This window comes from Hungatella sp. SL.1.14 (genome assembly GCF_024460495.1).
GTDB classification, from domain to species: domain Bacteria; phylum Bacillota; class Clostridia; order Lachnospirales; family Lachnospiraceae; genus Hungatella; species Hungatella hathewayi.
Genome location: NZ_JANFYJ010000019.1, coordinates 132,244 through 151,052, shown reverse-complemented (window position 1 = coordinate 151,052; position 18,809 = coordinate 132,244). Strand labels below are relative to the sequence as shown.

Sequence of the window (18,809 nt, the reverse complement as noted above, 5' to 3'; positions counted from 1 at the left end):
ATCTACGCTCCCTAGTTCTGCAATTGCACCACTGGTATACAATAAACTCTCCGTTAAGGTTGTCTTTCCTGCGTCAACGTGAGCCAGAATGCCTAAGTTAATTATTTTCATGTGATTTTCCTCCTATTAACACCCAAAAAAGGGCATAAAAATACCCAGTGATAAATACTCCTATCACTGGGTAAATAACTCCAATAGCCCCAAAACACTTATATGTTTTCGGGCATATAAAATTACATGATAAAAGTATTCTTAAACTGGGTACAAAAAACTAAGCCCCATATTAAAAGTGAAACGAGACTGCTACTTTTGTTCCCACTATCAAATTGACAGTTTATTTAAGAATACCTTGCCGCATATTTATTAACTCCTTGTATAAAACTGAATTTAATTATATTCCTTAACCCTTTATTTGTCAAGCTGACAAACTAAAGCAGAAAAAGCGGCAGGATTTCACCCTGCCACTAATCATCTGTTTATGCAAAAATAATTTCTTTCCCCACAATCTCCCTCGCACAAGCCCTTATGTTATTCGTTCTTCCAGTCCATTCTAAGGCGTTTTCTTCCTTTAGGCATTCCGTTATGCCCTGTGCTTGCTTCATGCCCTCTATGAGCCGTTCAAAGTGTTCCTGTGCCTGTCTGTCAATGTCGGCAAGGTAAGCATTGAGCCTGCCGCTTGTGAGAAGATTGGTGTATGTAATTTTGCGGTACTCCCGCAGATAGTCCAAGTGCCGCCGTCCGAATAAGTCTATCGACTGTTCCTTTTCGGGTGGTATGGTAAGGCAGGGTAAAATGTATTCGCCTTGCCGTTCGTATCTGCCGCCCATTTCCTCAAAGATTGATTGTACCATTTGTTTTTCCTCCAAATAAGATATTCACTCCATACTCATGTCTGCTATCATTAACACAATTTACGTTTTCTCCTTATCTGGTTTCATACATGTATTGTAATCCTACAATATCACTCTTTAAAAAATAAAAGACTTGTTTTGAATTATTTTTTATAGTATCCTATAATAGTGGTGATTTATATAATTTTAATGTTTATTTTTAAGATTCTCTAACAAACTTTTATACTATCCTATAAAACGGTCAATTTTAAAAATCACGAAATTGCAGGCTTTACAACACTTTGTAACACGATATAGGTCTGTCCGATAATCCCTCTCATATAAAAATAATCAATGCTTCATTTTTAACACAGGAAGATAAAGACATCTCCCTGTGTTTTTCTTAATAATATCCCCGCTCTTCTCGCCAGTCTTTTACATAACATCGAATTCCAATATAGACCACATATACAAGTAGTAACAGTACAATGAGGTTTATCGGAATGACAGATTTTATCCATTCGCCAAAGTAGATTACGATAGCTGTACTCATTATTGCCACCATAATGCTGATGATATCCCAACAATATTTCCGGTAGATTTTTCCCACCTGATAGCCAATCCCAATTATCAGGAATCCCGTTATAATGAATAAAATTCCCATAACAATAGCCGCGATCAGCCAGTACACAATCCCGGAAACGATACTGTTTGAGATTCCATTGCTTAACTGTCCGAAAGAATCTGCTCCTGTAACAAATTCTCGAAACAGGTTTATGATTCCTTTACCAATCGTACCGAAAAAGGTGATACAGTCGTTAAGAAAAACCGGAGAAAGGATAGCTGTGAACAGTGTAGTTGCTATGCTGTACCATGCCAACAGGAACATAAGGCTTTCATAACCTGTTGTCATTTGTTTATATTTTTTCTCCAACTGAATTTTTCGATTATCGCATTTTTCTTTTGCTTTCTGATAAGCAGTACGGTCACAGTTATCGCATTTCTCATAAGGCACTTTTTTCTCGACAGGCACCTCTACCGTCTTTTGGTGTGTCTGTGCATAGCGTTTTGCCTGCTCCGCTTTTTCGTACTTAAATTTCCATGCCACGACTTCTGCGTCGGCTCTTTTCCTGCTGTCTGTCTCGCTGGTTAATTGTTCCTCTGTTTGCTTTAATTTTGTCCGCAATGCTTCGATATTCTCGGCTCTGTTTTCGCTGTTCAATTTCTCGTTCAAGGTCAGCGATCTGTTTAGCTGCCTGTTCAGTTCCAGAATTGTCTGGTCTTTCTGATCCAGTTCGTCCTGCATCTGTTCCGTCATTGCCAGGAGTTCTTCCACCCGCCCGACGTTCTCTAAGTTTACGCATTCGTTCATCAATATCCCTCGCTTTCTCTATCTGCTGTTTAATGTCAGTAATAAGCTGTTCTCGTTGTTCAGCTTCTGCGTTAATTCCTGCCATTGCTGATTCTCGTTTTCCAACTGTTCGATTCTGACTTTTTGCTGTTCGATCTGGGAGAGCAGTTCTTCTGTATCTGGCAAAAGATTCAGAAGCCCGGATAACTCGCTGTTTAAGATCTGCAAACTCTGGTTCTGCTCCTGAAAGGACAGAAGCTGTCTGTCCCGTTCCTGTAATTCCTGTACCATCTCTGCCATAAGGTTCTGCTGTTCCTCGATCTGGTTTATCATTGACTCCATCATGGGAATGACTTCCCGGCTTTCTTCTAAGGTCATTTAACCACTCCTTCCACTGTGATAATGCACCAGATACTTTTCCGAAACTGGTCTGTATCTTTTTCAGCAGTGCATTTTGTCTTTTTATGATCTGGTTTTCCTCTACTTTCCATGAAGCTGTCTGCACCTGTCCACTCTGGAATTTCTCATCAATCTTTCTTGCATCAGCACCCTCATGGATTGTAGGGATTTCTAATTTTCCCTGTCTTGCATAGGAACGGTGGTCAATCTGTTGTTCTACTGATAAATGGTCATTACAGACTTTCGCCCATTCGCTCCGCCATAATTCACAATTCTTTGGATTGTTCCATCCGGTAGCATCGGTCAGCACCCGTTTCCATTGTTTACGGTTCCTTGCACCAACTTTCTGATTACCGTTTTCGTCCAATACCGGAATTCGGATTCCATGACGGTCAGGATTCTTTTTATCCTGCCACCAGTCCGGGTGGGATTCATCAACCACAATATTTCCGTCAGTATCTCTGACAAACTCCCAGTCTTTGACTTCTTTGTTTCCCCATGAGTGGTCGGGATTAAAGGGACGCATGGTTACAAGTAAATGCACATGCGGGTTTCCGTCGCCCTTATCGTGAATGCTCCAATCTGCACACATGCCTTTGTCCACAAAGTTTTTCTGAATATACTCTGTTGTATATTCAATTTGTTCCTGTCGATTCCATTCTTTTGGAAGTGAGAACTCAAACGATCTGCCAAGCTGTGCGTCTGAACTTTTCTCAATCTTCAAAACTTCATTCCATAAGCACTGTTTCTGAAAAGTAAGTTTGAATTTCTCCAGTACAACTTCTTTGTTGTCTGCCCTTTTATACCGGACAGATTTCTGAAACCGTTTGATATTTTCGGCAGGTACATTCTGCCATTCCTGCGGTGCATTTTCACACATCATCAAACTGGTATAAACAACTTCTCTTTTGGAAGTGTAGTAACTGATCCTGCCTGTTTCTTCATTTTTCATTACATCACCATTGAGATAGGCAGACGCTGATATGATGGATTTCCCTTTGCTGCGTCCGACAATCTTTACCGTATAATGAAAGATCGCCATGATCCGTTTCCCCCCTTTCTGCCGTACCCGGCATTGATTTCCGGCAGTTAACATTTCCTGTAAAAGAGAATGGTATCTGCCGGAACGCCCTCTGCGTAAGAGTGCTCTGTGCATAACAGCCTGCATGGAATGCGCCCCTCTGGCGAAGAGTGCCTCCTGCGACATGAGCAGGTCTGCATGAAATGCCCGCCGACGGAACGAGCCCGGCAAGCGTTAGCGCAGACCGGTTGCCACCTGTGGCAAACTTATACGGACGACCTCTGGTTGTCCATAAGTGCGCCCTTCATAAAAAAGCAATGAAGGGAATGGAAACTCCACTCCCTCCGGCATTACACTTCCTCCGTATTCGCAACTGGCTCTTTTTGCATTGCCTTTGAGAAGAATTTCCCATTTGCTTCCTGCCTTTTTAAGAAGCCGACCAGCTTCGGAATATCTTCTTCCTCAATCGCAGAACCAATCACTGATTCCACCGCACCGCCAATCTGACAGAGCCTGTGGGTTCGTTTTTTTGTTTCCACATCTTTCTGACGTTTCTTCAGTTCCCGTTTCTGTGCTGCGTACTGTTTCGCTTTTTCAAGGCTTTCCTGTTCTCTTTTTTCCAACTGGAGCAGACGCTCCTCATAACTCTTTGTTGATCTTGCCATAAATATCATCGTCCTTTCTTTTTTCTACCAAACATAAGTTTCCTGTTGTCTGTCAGACGAAGTACATGGTATAATCTGCTTGCGTGTAGGTATATCATGGCTTCGGTCTGATAAAACCTTTGGCGGTTTCTTCGGGAACCGCCTTTTTAAGTGGAACCGTTTCTTGTGACGGCTTTCACATTTCCTTTATCCCTTAAGTCCCTGCCCTCATTGGCTTCCATGAAAAGTTCCAGCATATCCGTTTTAATCAGGACTTTCCTCCCGACCTTTAATACCGGAAGTTTCTTCCACTCCACCAGTTTTCTCAGGGTGTTCCTGCCGATTCCCGTATAATCCGCAGCTTCCTCAATAGATAAGGCAATCTTTCTTTGCGTCATGTGACCACCTCCTTATAAATTGCATTATGCAATTTCTTTTGTGCTGTCAGTATAGCGTGTTTATATCATCTTGTCAAGCATTACGAAATTATATTATTTATTGTTTAATTGCATATTGCAATATTGTTTGTTATGTGGTATAGTAATGACATACCGAAAAAGGAGGCACATCAGCATGAAAGATAAAGAATTACGCAAGCTGATCGGTAGCAGGGCAAAACAGCGCCGTACAGAATTGAATCTGACACAGCCTTATATCGCTGAAAAGATGGGTGTGACTGCATCTACGATTCAGAGATATGAAGCCGGAACGATTGACAATACAAAGAAAATGGTGCTGGAAGGTCTTTCAGAAGCTCTCCATGTATCTGTGGAATGGCTCAGAGGGGAAACGGACGAATATGAAACCGACATTACGGATAAAAGAGAATTACAGATTCGTGATGCCATGACGGATATTCTCAAACAGTTACCTCTTGACCTTACGAAAACAGAAGATGCTTTTTCCAAAGACCTACTGCTGTTAATGTTGAAACAATATGAACTGTTTTTGGATTCGTTCCAGTTCGCCTGCAAGAATTACAAAGGCAATACCAAAGAAGCGGACATTGCAAAAGTAATGGGGTTTGAATCGAATGATGAATATAACGAGATCATGTTTCTCAGGGAGATCACCCATACTGTCAACGCATTGAATGACATGGCAGATATTGTAAGGCTCTATTCCAAGAAACCGGAAACAGCAGAACAACGGCTTGCAAATCTTTTATCCGAAGTTATGTACGAGGATTCTGAATCGGTATAGTAAGATAATCGGAGTTATGATATACTTACACGCAAGAAGCATTTCAGCAGTTCCGATTGTCTGATATCGAAAGGAGACATACGATTATGGCAAAAGGATCTGTTAGAAAGAAAGGAAAGAAATGGTACTACCGCTTCTATGTAGAGGACGCAAGCGGCAAAATGGTTCAGAAAGAATATGCCGGAACCGAAAGCAAAAGTGAGACAGAAAAACTTCTCCGCAAGGCACTGGAAGATTACGAAGATAAGAAATTTGTTGCAAAAGCAGATAACCTTACCGTAGGTGAACTTCTGGACATGTGGGCAGAAGAAGAACTGAAAACCGGAACACTCAGTAATGGCACAGTGGAAAATTATCTCAGTGCAATCCGTTGCACTAAGAAACACCCGATTGCAGACCGTAAACTGAAAACAGTTACTGCCGAACATTTACAGGCATTTCTTGATCTGCTTACATTCGGTGGCGAATTTCCAGACGGAAAAGTGAGAAAAGGATACAGTAAAGATTATATCCATTCTTTTTCCGCAGTGTTGCAGCAGTCATTCCGTTTTGCAGTATTTCCAAAACAGTTAATCAGTTTCAATCCGATGCAGTATATTAAGCTGAAAAAACAGGCAGAGGAAGTTGACCTCTTTTCCGATGATGAAGTCGAAGATGGCACACAGCCGATTTCACATGAGGATTATGAGCGACTTATCAAGTATCTGGAAAAGAAAAATCCACCTGCGATCCTGCCGATTCAGATTGCATATTATGCAGGACTTCGCATCGGTGAAACCTGTGGTCTTACATGGCAGGACATCAACCTTGAAGATCAATGCCTGACCATTAAAAGAAGTATCCGTTACGACGGTGCAAAGCATAAAAATGTGATTGGAACGACCAAGCGAAAGAAAGTAAGGATTGTTGATTTTGGAGATACGCTGACTGAAATATTGAAAGCAGCAAGACGGGAACAACTGAAAAGCCGGATGCAGTACGGGGAACTTTACCACCGCAACTACTACAAAGAGGTGCATGTGAAAAACAGGGTGTATTATGAATACTATCACCTTGACGGAACACAGGAAGTCCCGGCAGATTATAAAGAAATATCCTTTGTCTGCCTCAGACCGGATGGCAGTCTGGAACTGCCGAGTACACTCGGCATTGCTTGCAGGTCAGTATCAAAAAAGCTGGAAGGATTTGAAGATTTTCACTTTCACCAGTTACGACATACCTACACCAGCAACCTGCTCTCGAATGGAGCTGCTCCGAAAGATGTACAGGAACTGTTAGGACATTCCGATGTCAGTACCACAATGAACATTTACGCTCACTCAACAAGAAAAGCAAAGCGGGATTCCGCAAGACTTCTTGATAAAGTAGCGAGCAACGCTTAAATAAAAATTTCCCTTATTTCCCTTGCGGATTCCTCACAAGGGTAAAAATAAGGGAAAATACATATCATTTCACTATCTAAGGGGCTAAAAAGCCTGTAAAATAAGGAAAACTCAGGAAATCTCTCCACAAATTCCGAGTTGGCTAACATCGTAACAGCCGTATAGCTCTGCAGCATATCGGTAATATTCTGTGTCAAGGCCGTGCAAAGCCCGCCTTGCTTTCTTACCTTTTTCCACAGGGAATAAAGGAATTTTCCAGAGTATTCACTGTGTCCGGAATGCTCTCCCGTTCCTAACAGCACATGGCATTCATCTATGTATAACCATGTCGCCCTCCCTCTCTCCGCATTTCTGGCGATCCTCGTCTTGACGTTCTCGAGCATTACCAGCATGGCGATTGCACTCAGTTCCTTTCCCAGATCACGAATGCCATAGACAACGAAACGGTTATCAACGTCTATATTTGTCTGGTGGTTGAAGATATTTAAAGAACCATTGACAAATAACTCCAAGGCAAGGGCAATATCCCTGGCTTCTTCCTCTGGCTGCTTCATTAAAAGGTCATAAAAATCCGACATCACCGGAATATATTTTTCCTTGCTCATAGCAATATCCAGATATAACTTTCTGATACAGCGGTCAATGATGGATTTATGGCGGCTGTTCAGCAGATCTAACATAGCCTGTTCGCACAGTCCGAGCATGAACTCCCCTTTTTCACGGATCAGCCCCTTACTGTCGGCAAGGTCTAACTGGTCCACATCAATCCACAGAGGGTTGATGTAATTTTGAGTATAATTTGACAGGTTAAGGCATTCACCGCCCAGATTCCTGGCAATATCAAAGTATTCGAGCGTCGGGTCGATGACCAGGATATCATCATCGGTCTTTAAAAAAACGCCAAGCATTTCGGACTTGCAGAAGAATGATTTTCCGCTGCCAGGCACTCCGAATACCATGGCATTGCCATTGGTCAACTTTTTCCGGTCTGCAACGCACAGGTTTTTTGAGATTCGGTTCATCCCATAACATAAGCCGGACGGCTCATAGATTTCCTGTACGTTAAATGGCATTAAAGCCGCGATATCCCGTGTCAGCATCGTCCGCATCGTTTCTACCTGGCGTACCCCAACCGGTAATGCAGTATTTAACGCCTCTCGCTGCTGCAGGTGATGGATCTCCATGTTGCAGAGATATTTATTTCCAATCGTCTGGATTGTCTCTGTGATACTGTCGAGTTCTTCCCTGGTGTCAGCGATCAGGACCATATTGACACCGCTGAAGAACAGATTTTGGTCATTTTCCCGGACGTCGTCCATCAGCGCTTCCAGATTTTTCTTTTCTACCTTCTTTCCGTAGCTGATTTCAGATGCAAAGTCATTGTTCTTATTTCGGACCCGCTGCTGACGTAAAATATCTGACTCTACACCAAGATATTTTTTTTGCAGGGTTTTTGTTGTAAGGTCCTTTGGAACAGGTACAATGTCAATGGATGTTATACTATGGACTGGCACGCCGGTAAGCTCATTCACAAAAGTATCTGGCAGGCTTGTAGGATAGCGCTTAATAAAAATAGCCCTGCATACTTTCCGATCTGTTTCAAATTCGTTGGGAAAAAACTTAATCATGGAACCACAAATATCATTTTTGTAGTCCTTTTTGCTTTTCACATATTCGTCAAAATCAAACGAAAAAGTTTCCTCCTCGCCAATCCGGTAAAAATTATAAAGGATACGGAGCCGTTCTGCCGCATCAAGCGGCTCCAGCTTAGAACCTATCTCCTGGAATTCCTGCTGCATCCCCCCTTCAAAAGTATTGAAAAATGCTTTTGCCTGTTCATAGTCTTTTCGTTCAACGGTGACTGTTAGATAACGCTCCTGCTCAATTCCCTGTTTTCCCGCTACGATCCGTTCTTCTACAATGTCATTATAAACATCACGCAGATGGTCAAAACCATCATTCTTATCCGGGATCAGGACATTACGCCTGAACTGGCTCATATCTTTGTTTTTATTGTAAATGGTGATTTTAAATGCAACATCAATCGCATTCACCAGTTTGCAATACTGTTTTAAGAGCTCATATTGATCACCTTCCGAAACCGTAACATAATTAATATCTGCAAAGCGGTATACTCTGCTGTATCTATTTTTGGTATTTTCAAAGATTCCGTCCTTCGCGATCCGAAGGATCTCAATCTGCTGCTGTACACTTTGGGGGGCTGTATATAATGGCTTATCTGCCTTTTTTAATAATGTAAATCTATCTGTAAAAATTCCCACTTCCGTAATCCTCCTTCATTCAAGGTAGGCTACGGGAAGTAAGTAGTTTAACGAATCCCGTAACCTGCTGGTCGCTAAACTACTTCCCACTATTTAAGTGGGATTATTTCAATCTATCTCATAAATTTATAGGCAAGAACCCCTGCCACTGTCACGGTTAAAATTCCTACAGTGAGGATTATTAACCGCTTTGCTCTCTTCTTTACTGCATGAAAGTCCTCTTTTCCGTCAGGATGTGCTTTTGCCTCTTTTTTCTGCTGCTGTGCAATCAGTTTCTGCTCCTCTGCAAAAGCTTCCTTTATCAACTCCACATCTTCTGTTGACCTGTATAAACATGGCTTATTAAAAAAAGACATCTTTATCATTTTCCGGACAGTCTGCCAAAAACTAAGTCCATTGTGATTGTAAAATCCGGTTAATGCTATTGGCACCACGATAGGCGTTGCCAGATAACAGGATAATGTCATGCCAATCTTATTGTACAGGCCAAGCACGACCCCCGCCCCTGCCCCTAGGGACAGAGCGCTGAATATAAACTGTTTTGCAGTTAGTCCCATCACAAAGCTTTCTTTGTAATGCTGCAAATCTCTGCTGATCTCTATGTCCATTTACCTCATCTTACCTTTCTTTACATTTTCAATCCGCTTTTTTCCCTCTTCAAAATAGTCCTGGCTGATCTCTATTGATATGGAATCCCTATCCAGATCCAGTGCGGCTTCAGCAAGGGAAAATGAACCCGCATACTGGTCCAATATCAGCTCTTTTTCGTTTGTGACAAACTCTATGATCTGCTTCAACAGCTTTACCGGCTTTTCTGCCTGGTGTACACGCTCCCCCTTTGGGGGCGGTTGTATGTCAAAAGCCGTGGGCAGCATCCCCTTCACGCCTGACATATAATGGCAGGTTCCCGGCTCCGCCTTATCTTTTTTTGCATCTGGCCTCATATCTCTCGCACGCCCTTTGCTGAAAAAAAAGATATCTTCTGTGTTTTTCGCCTTCCTGCCCGTGTTAGCAACAAAATTTCCTTTTTTCCATGCCACCTTTGCATAGTAGGAAAAGCCGCTTTCCTTCGCCATAGCCTTCACCTGGTAAAGATATTCGTAATTATCTCCATTCTCCTCTGGTAAAAACTCCACGAGAAAATGTCCTTTCTTCAGAACACGGAATTTTTCATCCAAATCCTCCTGTGTATATTGAAACAGGTCATAGGAAGCAAAATCTCTGTTTCCCCCCTTTAAACTGTTTTTCAGCAGATAGGGATGGTCTGTGATGATGGCATCAATGCTGTTATCCGCAATGAAACTTATATCACGGCCATCTCCCTGTATCAGCATACAAGTGATATCTTCATCTTCTGCATTTTTCTTCGTTACGGTATATACGCCTTTGCCAAGCCGCTTAAACAGTCCTTTATTGATACCTTCATAGATTCTCGCCCGGATGCTGGGCTCTTTCACCTGTTTTTCCGCATACTGATATACACATTCTTTTGCATCGTCCAACGAAAACTGGTCTGCGTCAGCAAAATACTCAAATAATGTCATCTGTATCCCTTTATCCTGTGCCGCAGCTTCCATAATACCGGCCTCCTTTGCTTATAGCCCCAGGGCTTTGCTCGTCAGACTCTGCGCGCCCTTGACACTACCCACTGTAAGGGCAACTGTGAATGTCATTTCTCCGAGATAGATCAAAGTCTTTGTCCAGTCCGCATAATTTCCCATGAACTGGGGCAACCCTGAACTGATAAATGCATTACACAAGATAATTGCTAACGCCATCGTTACCGCTTCAAAAACAACCGAAAGAAAGTATTTCGTAAATTGAACGCTTGTCGCACTTACTCCACGATTTCCGGCAACGGTCGCATATGCGATACTGCCAAACGGCACGACAATAAGGATTTTCAGGAACCTGAAATAAACATTGTAGATCAGGAAAAAACCGCATATTAAAATGATAAGACATAAAAATACAGCCAATATCAAAAACACCAAGCTTTCTACAAATCCCAGATTTTTTATGATATCTGCCTGCGCCGGGTCTATTGTAACCTGTGTGGCCTCACTCCCTCCAATCAGGCCGACAAGATTTCCAACACTTGTAAATATGGCCCGCATGATGTCCACATTGTAAACCACCAGCCACTGTGCGATCCCAATCCGTATCAGCATACGGAGTATCACTTCAAACCGCATTTCCTCCCGCACGTCAATACTTTCCGAGCAGAAACCTATCACAAAAAATAAAACAACCAGACTCGAACCTACAGCAACAAAAATTGGCTCAATTCCAGTAATGATTCCCCACGGGGCGCCGCCTTTAAATGATGTTGGAGACTGTCCAAGCAGTTCAAAGACCATATTCACTTGACTATTCCAAAAGCCAAAGACAACTTCGAGAAGTGACAGGATTGCTTCGCCCAAATTAAAAATATCCATTTACTCTCACCTCCTGTATTTGGATATTGCCATTACCAATGTTCCTTTATAATAATATCTAAATTTTATCCCTGCTCTCCCACCACTGTCACCTTCCCTTCCTGTACGGATAACCACGTTTATTTTCCTGGTAAGACTCTGGAAGAGCAAAACGCGGCGCTACTTGTGCGCCATCGGATATGATCAATCCTTTGTTTACCATATCTTTCAGCACTTCATCTATCTTGAAACTGAAAAAATAGATGACATCATGACCCAGACAAATACGGATATCACCCTTATAATACGGCACCGGATTCGAAATCCAGGCTGCATTCAACCTCTCGTGGGATATTTCCATAAACTGAATCACCGTTTTCTCATAGGCATCCAGATGTTTGTTATAATAGTCCCTTGCCTCAATAGTCGATGGTATGTAAACCGTTCCATAACTTTTCAGAGCCTTATAGTGGAATGTTTTCCCACTCTGCAATTTTTCTTCTATTTCAGAAAGTGAACTGGAAAAGAGGTTTCCGTCTATTGACTGCTCCATGATTCGCAGGCATTCATCCCCCCGCTGTACCAGGTCATCGTCTGTTTCTAAGCCTAAGCTGGTGTGTAAATTTCTGAACGCTTCACGTACTTTACATGCTTCTTTCACATGGAATCCCATATCGGTAAATAAATCTTTACACTCTTTCCTGAATTTCGGATTCCCCCCTTCTTGCACGGTCTCACCCCGCCGGCCTTCTATTTCAATCAAAAAAGACACATGTAGTAATTTAAGCATGATTTTTCCTCCATTAGCTGATTCCCAGGAAAGTTAAGACCGTACTAATACCTGCCATGATCAAGCCTGCCACAATTCCTTTGATTGCGGAGTTCATGCTACTCGAATCCTGCTGCTGATAACTCTGTGCAAATTCCATTACGTTTTTTGCGAGGATAATCACGCCGACCGCTCCGATAATCGCAATCACAAGATTTTTAAGATTATTAAGTGGTGCAGTGACTACATCCGCCCCGGACGCATATACATTTGTCGTCCAGAGTACCGTTGCAAAGGCAGCGCCTGCGGCTACCTTTCCTGCTTTGTCAATCATTTTTTTAATGCTGTTCTTCTTTTCAGTTAATTTCTTCATTTTTATAATTCTCCTTTCTTAAAAAGGGCGCAAAAAAAAACAGGCATAAAAGAACCTAATGCTTGCGTCCTCTGGTTTGCAACAGACTCCCATATATCTGCTCTTAGGCAAAAGAAATATGGAAAAATCAAGATTCTGGCAGCCCAGTCAATTGTCCGCGGATTTCCCGCATTTCACCAGCACTGCTTTCAGCTTTGAAGTGAGTTAAAATATCCTGGTAAGAAAGTCCTCCTACCAGTCCGAGACGTATTTCTTCTAACTGCTCCAATGAATAATTCTCATTTAGAAGCGCTTCGTTGAATTGTTCTTCTGTAATCTGCCCGGAATCCTGTCCAGAATCTGGTTTTTCCAGATTATCTATTTCAGAGATTTTCCGGTTTTTCTTTAATTCATCCTCAGAAAATACCTTTGCTGGCATATCCGGTTCCTGCAATGCCAGTAATTCATCCAATGTTATTTCATCAATATGGACATTAAGCCCCTGGTCCCGCTGCCGTTCATAATATTCAAATGACTTGCGATTCAGCAATTCACATGTAGGTATCACGTTATCCTTACGGTTAGGAGTATGATGATAGGGCGGCGCGCCCCCATCGAATGTCTCTCCGTAAAGTTTATGTCCCGGCGTATTGTATTTTGAGTCTATAATGGGGTCAAACCCTCTGATAAAGATCAGGCACTTTTTATTATCTAATTTACGTGCTTCATCCGGTGTCAAAAGTTCTCTCCCTAAGACATCAAAATTCCGGCTGCTGCTTCCATTTTTTCCTCTCGTCTCCCCGGAACTGCGTTTATCTATCGTAGCCTTTCCCAGCATTTTGGAAATGTACTCATGAGTGCTTTGTTCATTTCCACCCAAATACACCAGTGTATCACAGTTTCCTGGAATCACCTCCCAGGTTTTCTCAAATAGCGCCTTAATCTGCGCCAGATTCTGTATTATGATGATAGAACTGATCTCCCTGCTTCTCATTGTTGAAAGCAGGGAACAGAAGTCATCCGGTAACGCGACGTTTGCAAACTCATCAAGCATGAAGGTCACATGGATAGGCAGCCTGCCTTCATAGATAAAATCCGCCTGAAAATATAATTCCTGGAAAATCTGGCTGTAAAGCAGTCCTACAATACTATTATTTGTTTTGTCCGAATCTGGTATCACGCAAAAAAGAGCGGTCTTTGTCTTTCCATCTCCATTCCTGCCTACACCAATTTCCGGAATATTCATATCATCATGGTCCAAGATACGCAGTATCTGTGGGTTTTCCAAAAATGCCAACCTGGAATTGGCACTGATCACGATGCTTCGCACCGTGTCTGCCGCTCCCCTGATTACTTTGTAATACTGTTTCACAGCAGGATGGTTACTGCCCTTTTTCCGCTCAAGCCGTTTAATCCTTCGGTCCAGATCAGATGGAGAACCATCGTCTCTTACTTCTGCCTCCCCCAGAAGTTTTAATACCGTGGAAAAATTCTGTTCACTTCTGGGACATTCCAGCCACACATAATAAAACAGAGCCTGAAGGTATAACGACTCTGCTTTTTCCCAAAACGGATCATTACTCTGGGAGTTTTTTGGTGTTGTGTTTGCGATCAGGTTTGTAATCAGTTTCACCACATCGGATTCCCTACGAATATACATGAATGGGTTATAACAATCGGATTCTTCCATGTCCAGCAGATTCAAAACCTTGACGACATAACCGTGCTCTTTTAGAAAACCTCCACAGGCTTTTAAAATTTCGCCTTTTGGATCAGTGATTATGTAAGAGGAACGGTTAAGCTGTAATAAATTCGGCTTAACAAAGTAAAAAGATTTTCCCGCCCCGCTGCCTCCGATGACAAGCGTATTCAAATTTAATTTGGTTTTCCTGGTATCCATTCGCATACGGACATTTTGACTCAAAATCCTGTTTTCTGTTTCATCTTTTTCAGACAGCGCCTGGTTTACCTGGTTGATATTTGCAAAAACAGCAGTTCCGTATTCTTTTCCCGGCATATAGTTTCTTCTGCTGGTCAGATACATGGCAATAGCGATAACATATACAAACTCTGCCAATAATATCCCTTTTAAGGTTGTGCCATTAAAGTAATTCCCAATGGGATGTGCCATCACCAGATTAAGGCGCTCCATAAAAGTATTGATATCAATACCCTTTTCCCAGATTCCATTGAGCAGATAACCGCCATATGCGGCCAATATCCCGCCAAGCACAAGCAGCCAGACAGGAGTTTTTTTCTTACTTTCCACTATCTCCCTCCCCGCTTTTTCATCTGGGAGGCCATCTGCCGTTTCCGCGTTTCTTCTTTTTTCCTGTACAGCATGTCCCTGGTTTCCTTCAGGACCGGATCATAACTCTGGCTGTATAGCTGTTCTCCCGTCCGTTTTCCAATAACCCGGCCTTCATTATTCACAATGCTGTAGTCCTTATCTTTTTGAAGGCTGGCAAATATCGTCCTCTTCTCTTCACTGATATGGGAGATTGCATTTTTCTCAATCCACAGATATTCATTCCGTTTACCCGGAATCCGTGTGAGGATCCTGTTGTCAGTTTCTTCTACAGCCAGACTTCGGGCAATAAATATCTGATGGATATTGGGATCACCTTTCGAAGCCTCTTTCGCATGCTGCAGTACCTTCTTTTGCCGGTCATTCATTTCAGACATCTGCTCTGTTTTCTGGGGCTGCCCCATCCCCTGTATGATAGGTTCCATCGCCTCGGTCTTCTGCCATTTATCAAGTCTGACATATTCATCGAACTCTCCTGTATCCATTTTAAAGGCTGTACTGCCTTCCTCATTGATTTCCAGGATTCCCAGGTCCTCCATATGCTGTAGTATTGGCTCCACCTCCGCCCAAGGCATATCAATCGCATTGCTGATCTCCCCAACACTTGCCCCCGGTGTCTCTGCCAGAAAAGTACCAACTGCTCGGAATCCAAACGGAGAAATGGACGGTTCTTTATGGGCGATCTCCCCGTTTGGGTTCTCTTTTCCCCCCTTTTCTATCCCATATGTTTCCTTCAGCTCATTTTCTTCCCCATTATCAATATAGTCCTGTATGGATTCAATCCTGCCGCCGGACACTTCCCCTATGATCTGGTTCACCCGTGGCGTAGCATCAGAATGAAATAATATCTCACTCTTGCCGTCCGCTTTATTTATATCTGGCAGAAGGGCATAACGGATTTTATACTTATCCGCCAGTTTCTTAACTTTTTGGATATCAACCGTGTCAAATCGAAAAACCTGTAGGTCTCCCCCAGTTTTCAGAAGGTCTTTTACACTTGTTCTTCCGTATAACCGTTCCATCTCCACCAGCTTACCAAAGATTTTCCCGATATCTTTTGCAGTATGTATCCCTCCGCCGATAATCTTCATAAAAATTTCTATACCCTCGAAGGATACCCGCAGGATTTGGGTTGCTTCCTGTATTTCTCCCATTTCATTCACCTCCTGGACACTTCATTTTCCCTTTTCTTCTCCTCGTCCTGCTTCTGCAGTTCCGTTATCATACGGTCCAATTCGTAGTCCACATTTTTATCACGCAGGATCTCCATCAGAAGTTTGTTTGCTCTTTCCTGGTTAATATTTGCAACCTCCAACTGGATGATGTATTCCACGATCTTTCCCTGCAGTTCACTTTTGCCGCGTATACTGTACTGCTCAATGATACCGGAATCCAGATCCTCCTGTGACTTTTCTCGGACTGCGGCGATATGGATAACTGCATCATGCACACAATCCAAATCCCGCTGATGAAATGCATACCCTAAAAGAAGCCTTTTATCATCCTGGGTAAATGTAAAGTCCTGCTGTTCCATCAACTGCATCATATAATAGCATTCCCGGACCATCTTGATATTGAATGCCTCACTCATCAGCAAGCCTCCTCTCACGCACCAGCATCATAATCTCACGCATTTTCCGCATTTTATCGGCAGTCAGATCCTTCTTGATGATCCGCATCACTTCCATATCTGACAGGCCGGAATCAAATGCAGACCGGATTTCTTCAAGCTGCTCCGAAGACAGCCCTTCCGCTGCAATCTTGTCCAAAATATCCGGCGTCTTCTGTGGAAACAACTTATCCAAAAGTGTTTTTTTCGCTGTCTGTGGCGGCTCCGGTCTCCAATATGACGTAGGTACAGGCTTTTTTCCTGCCCTCTCAATTTCAATAGATTTTTCAGCCCCCTGTACTGTCTGCACTTTAACATCTGACAGCTTCGCTTCCAGATCTTTTATCTGTGCCTCCCGCCCGGCTGCTTCCTCCTGCAGTTTCTTAATCAGGTTGTCCTTTTCTTTCAGGTTGTCATATAAATCCTTGATTTCCTGGTTTTTTTCATCCAGGACATGCTCTTTGACCAGAGACGAAAGCACTTCAAATTTTTCGTTGTTCTCCTTAAACTGCTGTAGGGACGTCTCCATCATTTTGATGAGATTTTCTGTGTACTCCCGAAAAGCGGTCCCCTCCGCTGTATCACTTGCGTTTTTTTTCGCTTCGATCAATTGGCTTCTCATTTTTTTCATACGGCTGGCCGGGAGGTCCGGTGTCGCATAGGACAATATTTCCTCTTTCGTAAGCCCGGAAACAGATCCAGAAACAATTTCTGGAATCTGATACTGGTCAAATGTCCCCTGACAGCACAATTCGATCAATTCACTGTCAACATTTTCGAGAACTGCATAAACTGTCTGGCGCATCTGCTCCGCGTTCAGCTTCGGGATTGCAAGCCGCCGCACATCTTTAATGCCTAACCCATATTTAAATGCCATCTGTATGACCTGAACCTGCTCCGGTCCCAGCTTTTTACGGCATTCCTCAACATACTTCTGCTCTTCTACCGTCATGTCTCATATCCTCCTGCATTAAAAAAGACAGTCCAATCGGCTGTCTCTGCTTCAAATTTCTCATCTCACTTTTTGAGAATCCACCCTATTCTTCTTTCCACCAGCCTGCACTTCCTGCCGTTCTACGGCTTTCTCTCGCAGTGGTCTATACACGGCTCCATTCCTGTGCATTTTTTCTTCGAACTCATTTATATGGTAAAGATTACTCCCTACCTCAACATGTTCGTCATCAATGTAACGGCATTTGTGTTCAATAGCCTCATTCAATTTTGTAGTCACTACAATTTTTTCCCCATCCGGAATACGGAATAAATCCTCACCATCATAGTCAACAAACCGTATCCCTCGTTCTGCCCTCCTAATGTGCTCGTCAAGCCGCTTTCCCTCATAACAGGAGCAGTAGAAATTCATACGGAACGCATCGCAACGTAATAAATAGATATGTTCATCTGTGTCCACACGAATCCCATATTCTGTGTTATATTTCCCTTCGAAGGCACTGCCTGGATGATTGCCTCCATATTTCACTGCCCCAAATCTGTCCTCCAATATCCCTTCATAACGATCAGAACGCAGAGCCTCGATAACCTGGTCAAACTCTTCTTTAAACTCCGGTGTTCTCATATGTTCCCGGTGATCAGGCCAGACAATTAAAAATGTTTTCACATTCCGGAAAAAAAATCCCTGCGCAAACCCAATATTACCTGTCAGCCCATCAATCTGCGTACTTTGTGGATAAGCATACTTCCTCTCTTGTTCATTTAATGGTCTTATTTCTAAAATTGTTGTTTACCTGCCTTTCCTCGCTTTTTTAGTTGCATTGTTTTGCAAATTGCTCTTAGCCTTCCCCATTCCAACAGGAATTTCAATGGTAATCCCCTTCTCTGATCCAGTAAGACCATTTATCATTTTTTGCTGATACGGTTTTACGGTTCCCTTTTTTCCTTCTGAAATCGCATTTTCCTCAAGCCAGCCCTGCAAGTCTGCTAACGGCATTATGATTATTTTTTCCATAAAATCATTTGCAGCAATCGCCTGATAACCAAAGCCCTGATTCATACGGATTATTTTTTCTGCGTATTCTGACAGCCAACTGTATTGTGCATGACTTTCTAACAGCTTGATTTTTTTCCGAAAAGATGAAACAAATAAATCATATGGCATGGAAAGGCACATAAGGTTATGACTTTCAGCATAACTTTGTGCATCAGCATAACTTTCCTGCTCTGCTTCTGTCACATTCCCTGCATTATCTAAAAACTGATATTTCATATTTTCCTCTCAAATTAT

General features: G+C 42.6%; 20 protein-coding genes. 2 read left to right on the top strand and 18 right to left on the bottom strand.

The window, feature by feature from the left end; genetic code table 11:
- From NE473_RS20065 to NE473_RS20040, 6 genes are all read right to left on the bottom strand, one after another.
- Positions 1–111 (bottom strand): GTP-binding protein (locus tag NE473_RS20065; protein WP_256265363.1); only part of this gene is annotated, 111 nt, incomplete at its 3' end.
- A gap of 365 nt (positions 112–476) precedes the next feature.
- Positions 477–851: a TnpV protein gene (locus tag NE473_RS20060; RefSeq protein WP_057491876.1), complete on the bottom strand. Its 375-nt coding sequence runs from the start codon at positions 849–851 to the stop codon at positions 477–479.
- Positions 852–1,233: 382 nt separating this feature from the next.
- Positions 1,234–1,938 carry a DUF6040 family protein gene (locus NE473_RS20055; RefSeq protein WP_004841175.1) on the bottom strand — a complete coding sequence of 235 codons (705 nt, stop codon included), beginning with the start codon at positions 1,936–1,938 and terminating at the stop codon, positions 1,234–1,236.
- Positions 1,922–3,622, bottom strand: a complete 1,701-nt coding sequence (locus NE473_RS20050; RefSeq protein WP_256265369.1) for a MobA/MobL family protein — start codon at positions 3,620–3,622, stop codon at positions 1,922–1,924. Before NE473_RS20050 ends, NE473_RS20055 begins: the two co-directional genes overlap by 17 nt.
- Before the next feature lie 329 nt (positions 3,623–3,951).
- Positions 3,952–4,266, bottom strand: a complete 315-nt coding sequence (locus NE473_RS20045) for a hypothetical protein (RefSeq protein ID WP_009243674.1) — start codon at positions 4,264–4,266, stop codon at positions 3,952–3,954.
- A gap of 146 nt (positions 4,267–4,412) precedes the next feature.
- The gene (locus tag NE473_RS20040) at positions 4,413–4,643 is read right to left on the bottom strand and encodes a helix-turn-helix domain-containing protein (protein WP_002578307.1); all 231 of its coding nucleotides are present in this window, start codon (positions 4,641–4,643) and stop codon (positions 4,413–4,415) included.
- Between the two features lie 175 nt (positions 4,644–4,818).
- Between NE473_RS20040 and NE473_RS20035 the strand changes: the two genes are divergently transcribed.
- Both NE473_RS20035 and NE473_RS20030 read left to right on the top strand, forming a co-directional pair.
- Positions 4,819–5,448 (top strand): helix-turn-helix domain-containing protein, encoded by a 630-nt coding sequence (locus NE473_RS20035; protein WP_004841162.1) that lies wholly within the window; start codon positions 4,819–4,821, stop codon positions 5,446–5,448.
- An 86-nt stretch (positions 5,449–5,534) separates the two neighbouring features.
- The gene (locus tag NE473_RS20030) at positions 5,535–6,830 is read left to right on the top strand and encodes a tyrosine-type recombinase/integrase (protein WP_004841158.1); all 1,296 of its coding nucleotides are present in this window, start codon (positions 5,535–5,537) and stop codon (positions 6,828–6,830) included.
- Here NE473_RS20030 and NE473_RS20025 read toward each other — a convergent pair.
- The 12 genes from NE473_RS20025 to NE473_RS19970 all read right to left on the bottom strand — a co-directional run bounded on the left by NE473_RS20025 (position 6,827) and on the right by NE473_RS19970 (position 18,791).
- A complete protein-coding gene (locus NE473_RS20025) occupies positions 6,827–9,112 on the bottom strand; it encodes a VirB4-like conjugal transfer ATPase, CD1110 family (RefSeq protein ID WP_256265368.1) in 2,286 nt (761 codons plus the stop codon). The genes NE473_RS20030 and NE473_RS20025 overlap by 4 nt on opposite strands.
- A gap of 113 nt (positions 9,113–9,225) precedes the next feature.
- Positions 9,226–9,720, bottom strand: a complete 495-nt coding sequence (locus tag NE473_RS20020) for a PrgI family protein (RefSeq protein ID WP_006775119.1) — start codon at positions 9,718–9,720, stop codon at positions 9,226–9,228.
- Entirely contained in the window at positions 9,721–10,689 is a 969-nt protein-coding gene (locus tag NE473_RS20015; RefSeq protein WP_006775120.1) for a DNA-methyltransferase, read from the bottom strand.
- 18 nt (positions 10,690–10,707) lie between these two features.
- Positions 10,708–11,550 (bottom strand): hypothetical protein, encoded by an 843-nt coding sequence (locus tag NE473_RS20010; RefSeq protein ID WP_006775121.1) that lies wholly within the window; start codon positions 11,548–11,550, stop codon positions 10,708–10,710.
- An 88-nt stretch (positions 11,551–11,638) separates the two neighbouring features.
- Positions 11,639–12,319 carry a hypothetical protein gene (locus NE473_RS20005; protein ID WP_006775122.1) on the bottom strand — a complete coding sequence of 227 codons (681 nt, stop codon included), beginning with the start codon at positions 12,317–12,319 and terminating at the stop codon, positions 11,639–11,641.
- Between the two features lie 13 nt (positions 12,320–12,332).
- Positions 12,333–12,671, bottom strand: a complete 339-nt coding sequence (locus tag NE473_RS20000; RefSeq protein ID WP_006775123.1) for a hypothetical protein — start codon at positions 12,669–12,671, stop codon at positions 12,333–12,335.
- 127 nt (positions 12,672–12,798) lie between these two features.
- Positions 12,799–14,922: a VirD4-like conjugal transfer protein, CD1115 family gene (locus tag NE473_RS19995; protein WP_172682285.1), complete on the bottom strand. Its 2,124-nt coding sequence runs from the start codon at positions 14,920–14,922 to the stop codon at positions 12,799–12,801.
- A complete protein-coding gene (locus tag NE473_RS19990; protein ID WP_207729794.1) occupies positions 14,919–16,112 on the bottom strand; it encodes a PcfB family protein in 1,194 nt (397 codons plus the stop codon). The genes NE473_RS19995 and NE473_RS19990 overlap by 4 nt, the downstream gene beginning before the upstream one ends.
- Positions 16,113–16,117: 5 nt before the next feature.
- Entirely contained in the window at positions 16,118–16,549 is a 432-nt protein-coding gene (locus NE473_RS19985) for a hypothetical protein (RefSeq protein WP_006775128.1), read from the bottom strand.
- The gene (locus NE473_RS19980) at positions 16,542–17,519 is read right to left on the bottom strand and encodes a hypothetical protein (RefSeq protein WP_006775129.1); all 978 of its coding nucleotides are present in this window, start codon (positions 17,517–17,519) and stop codon (positions 16,542–16,544) included. Before NE473_RS19980 ends, NE473_RS19985 begins: the two co-directional genes overlap by 8 nt.
- A 60-nt stretch (positions 17,520–17,579) precedes the next feature.
- A complete protein-coding gene (locus NE473_RS19975; RefSeq protein WP_181987956.1) occupies positions 17,580–18,185 on the bottom strand; it encodes a hypothetical protein in 606 nt (201 codons plus the stop codon).
- 123 nt (positions 18,186–18,308) lie between these two features.
- Positions 18,309–18,791 (bottom strand): hypothetical protein, encoded by a 483-nt coding sequence (locus NE473_RS19970; RefSeq protein WP_006775131.1) that lies wholly within the window; start codon positions 18,789–18,791, stop codon positions 18,309–18,311.
- Between the last annotated feature and the right edge of the window lie 18 nt (positions 18,792–18,809).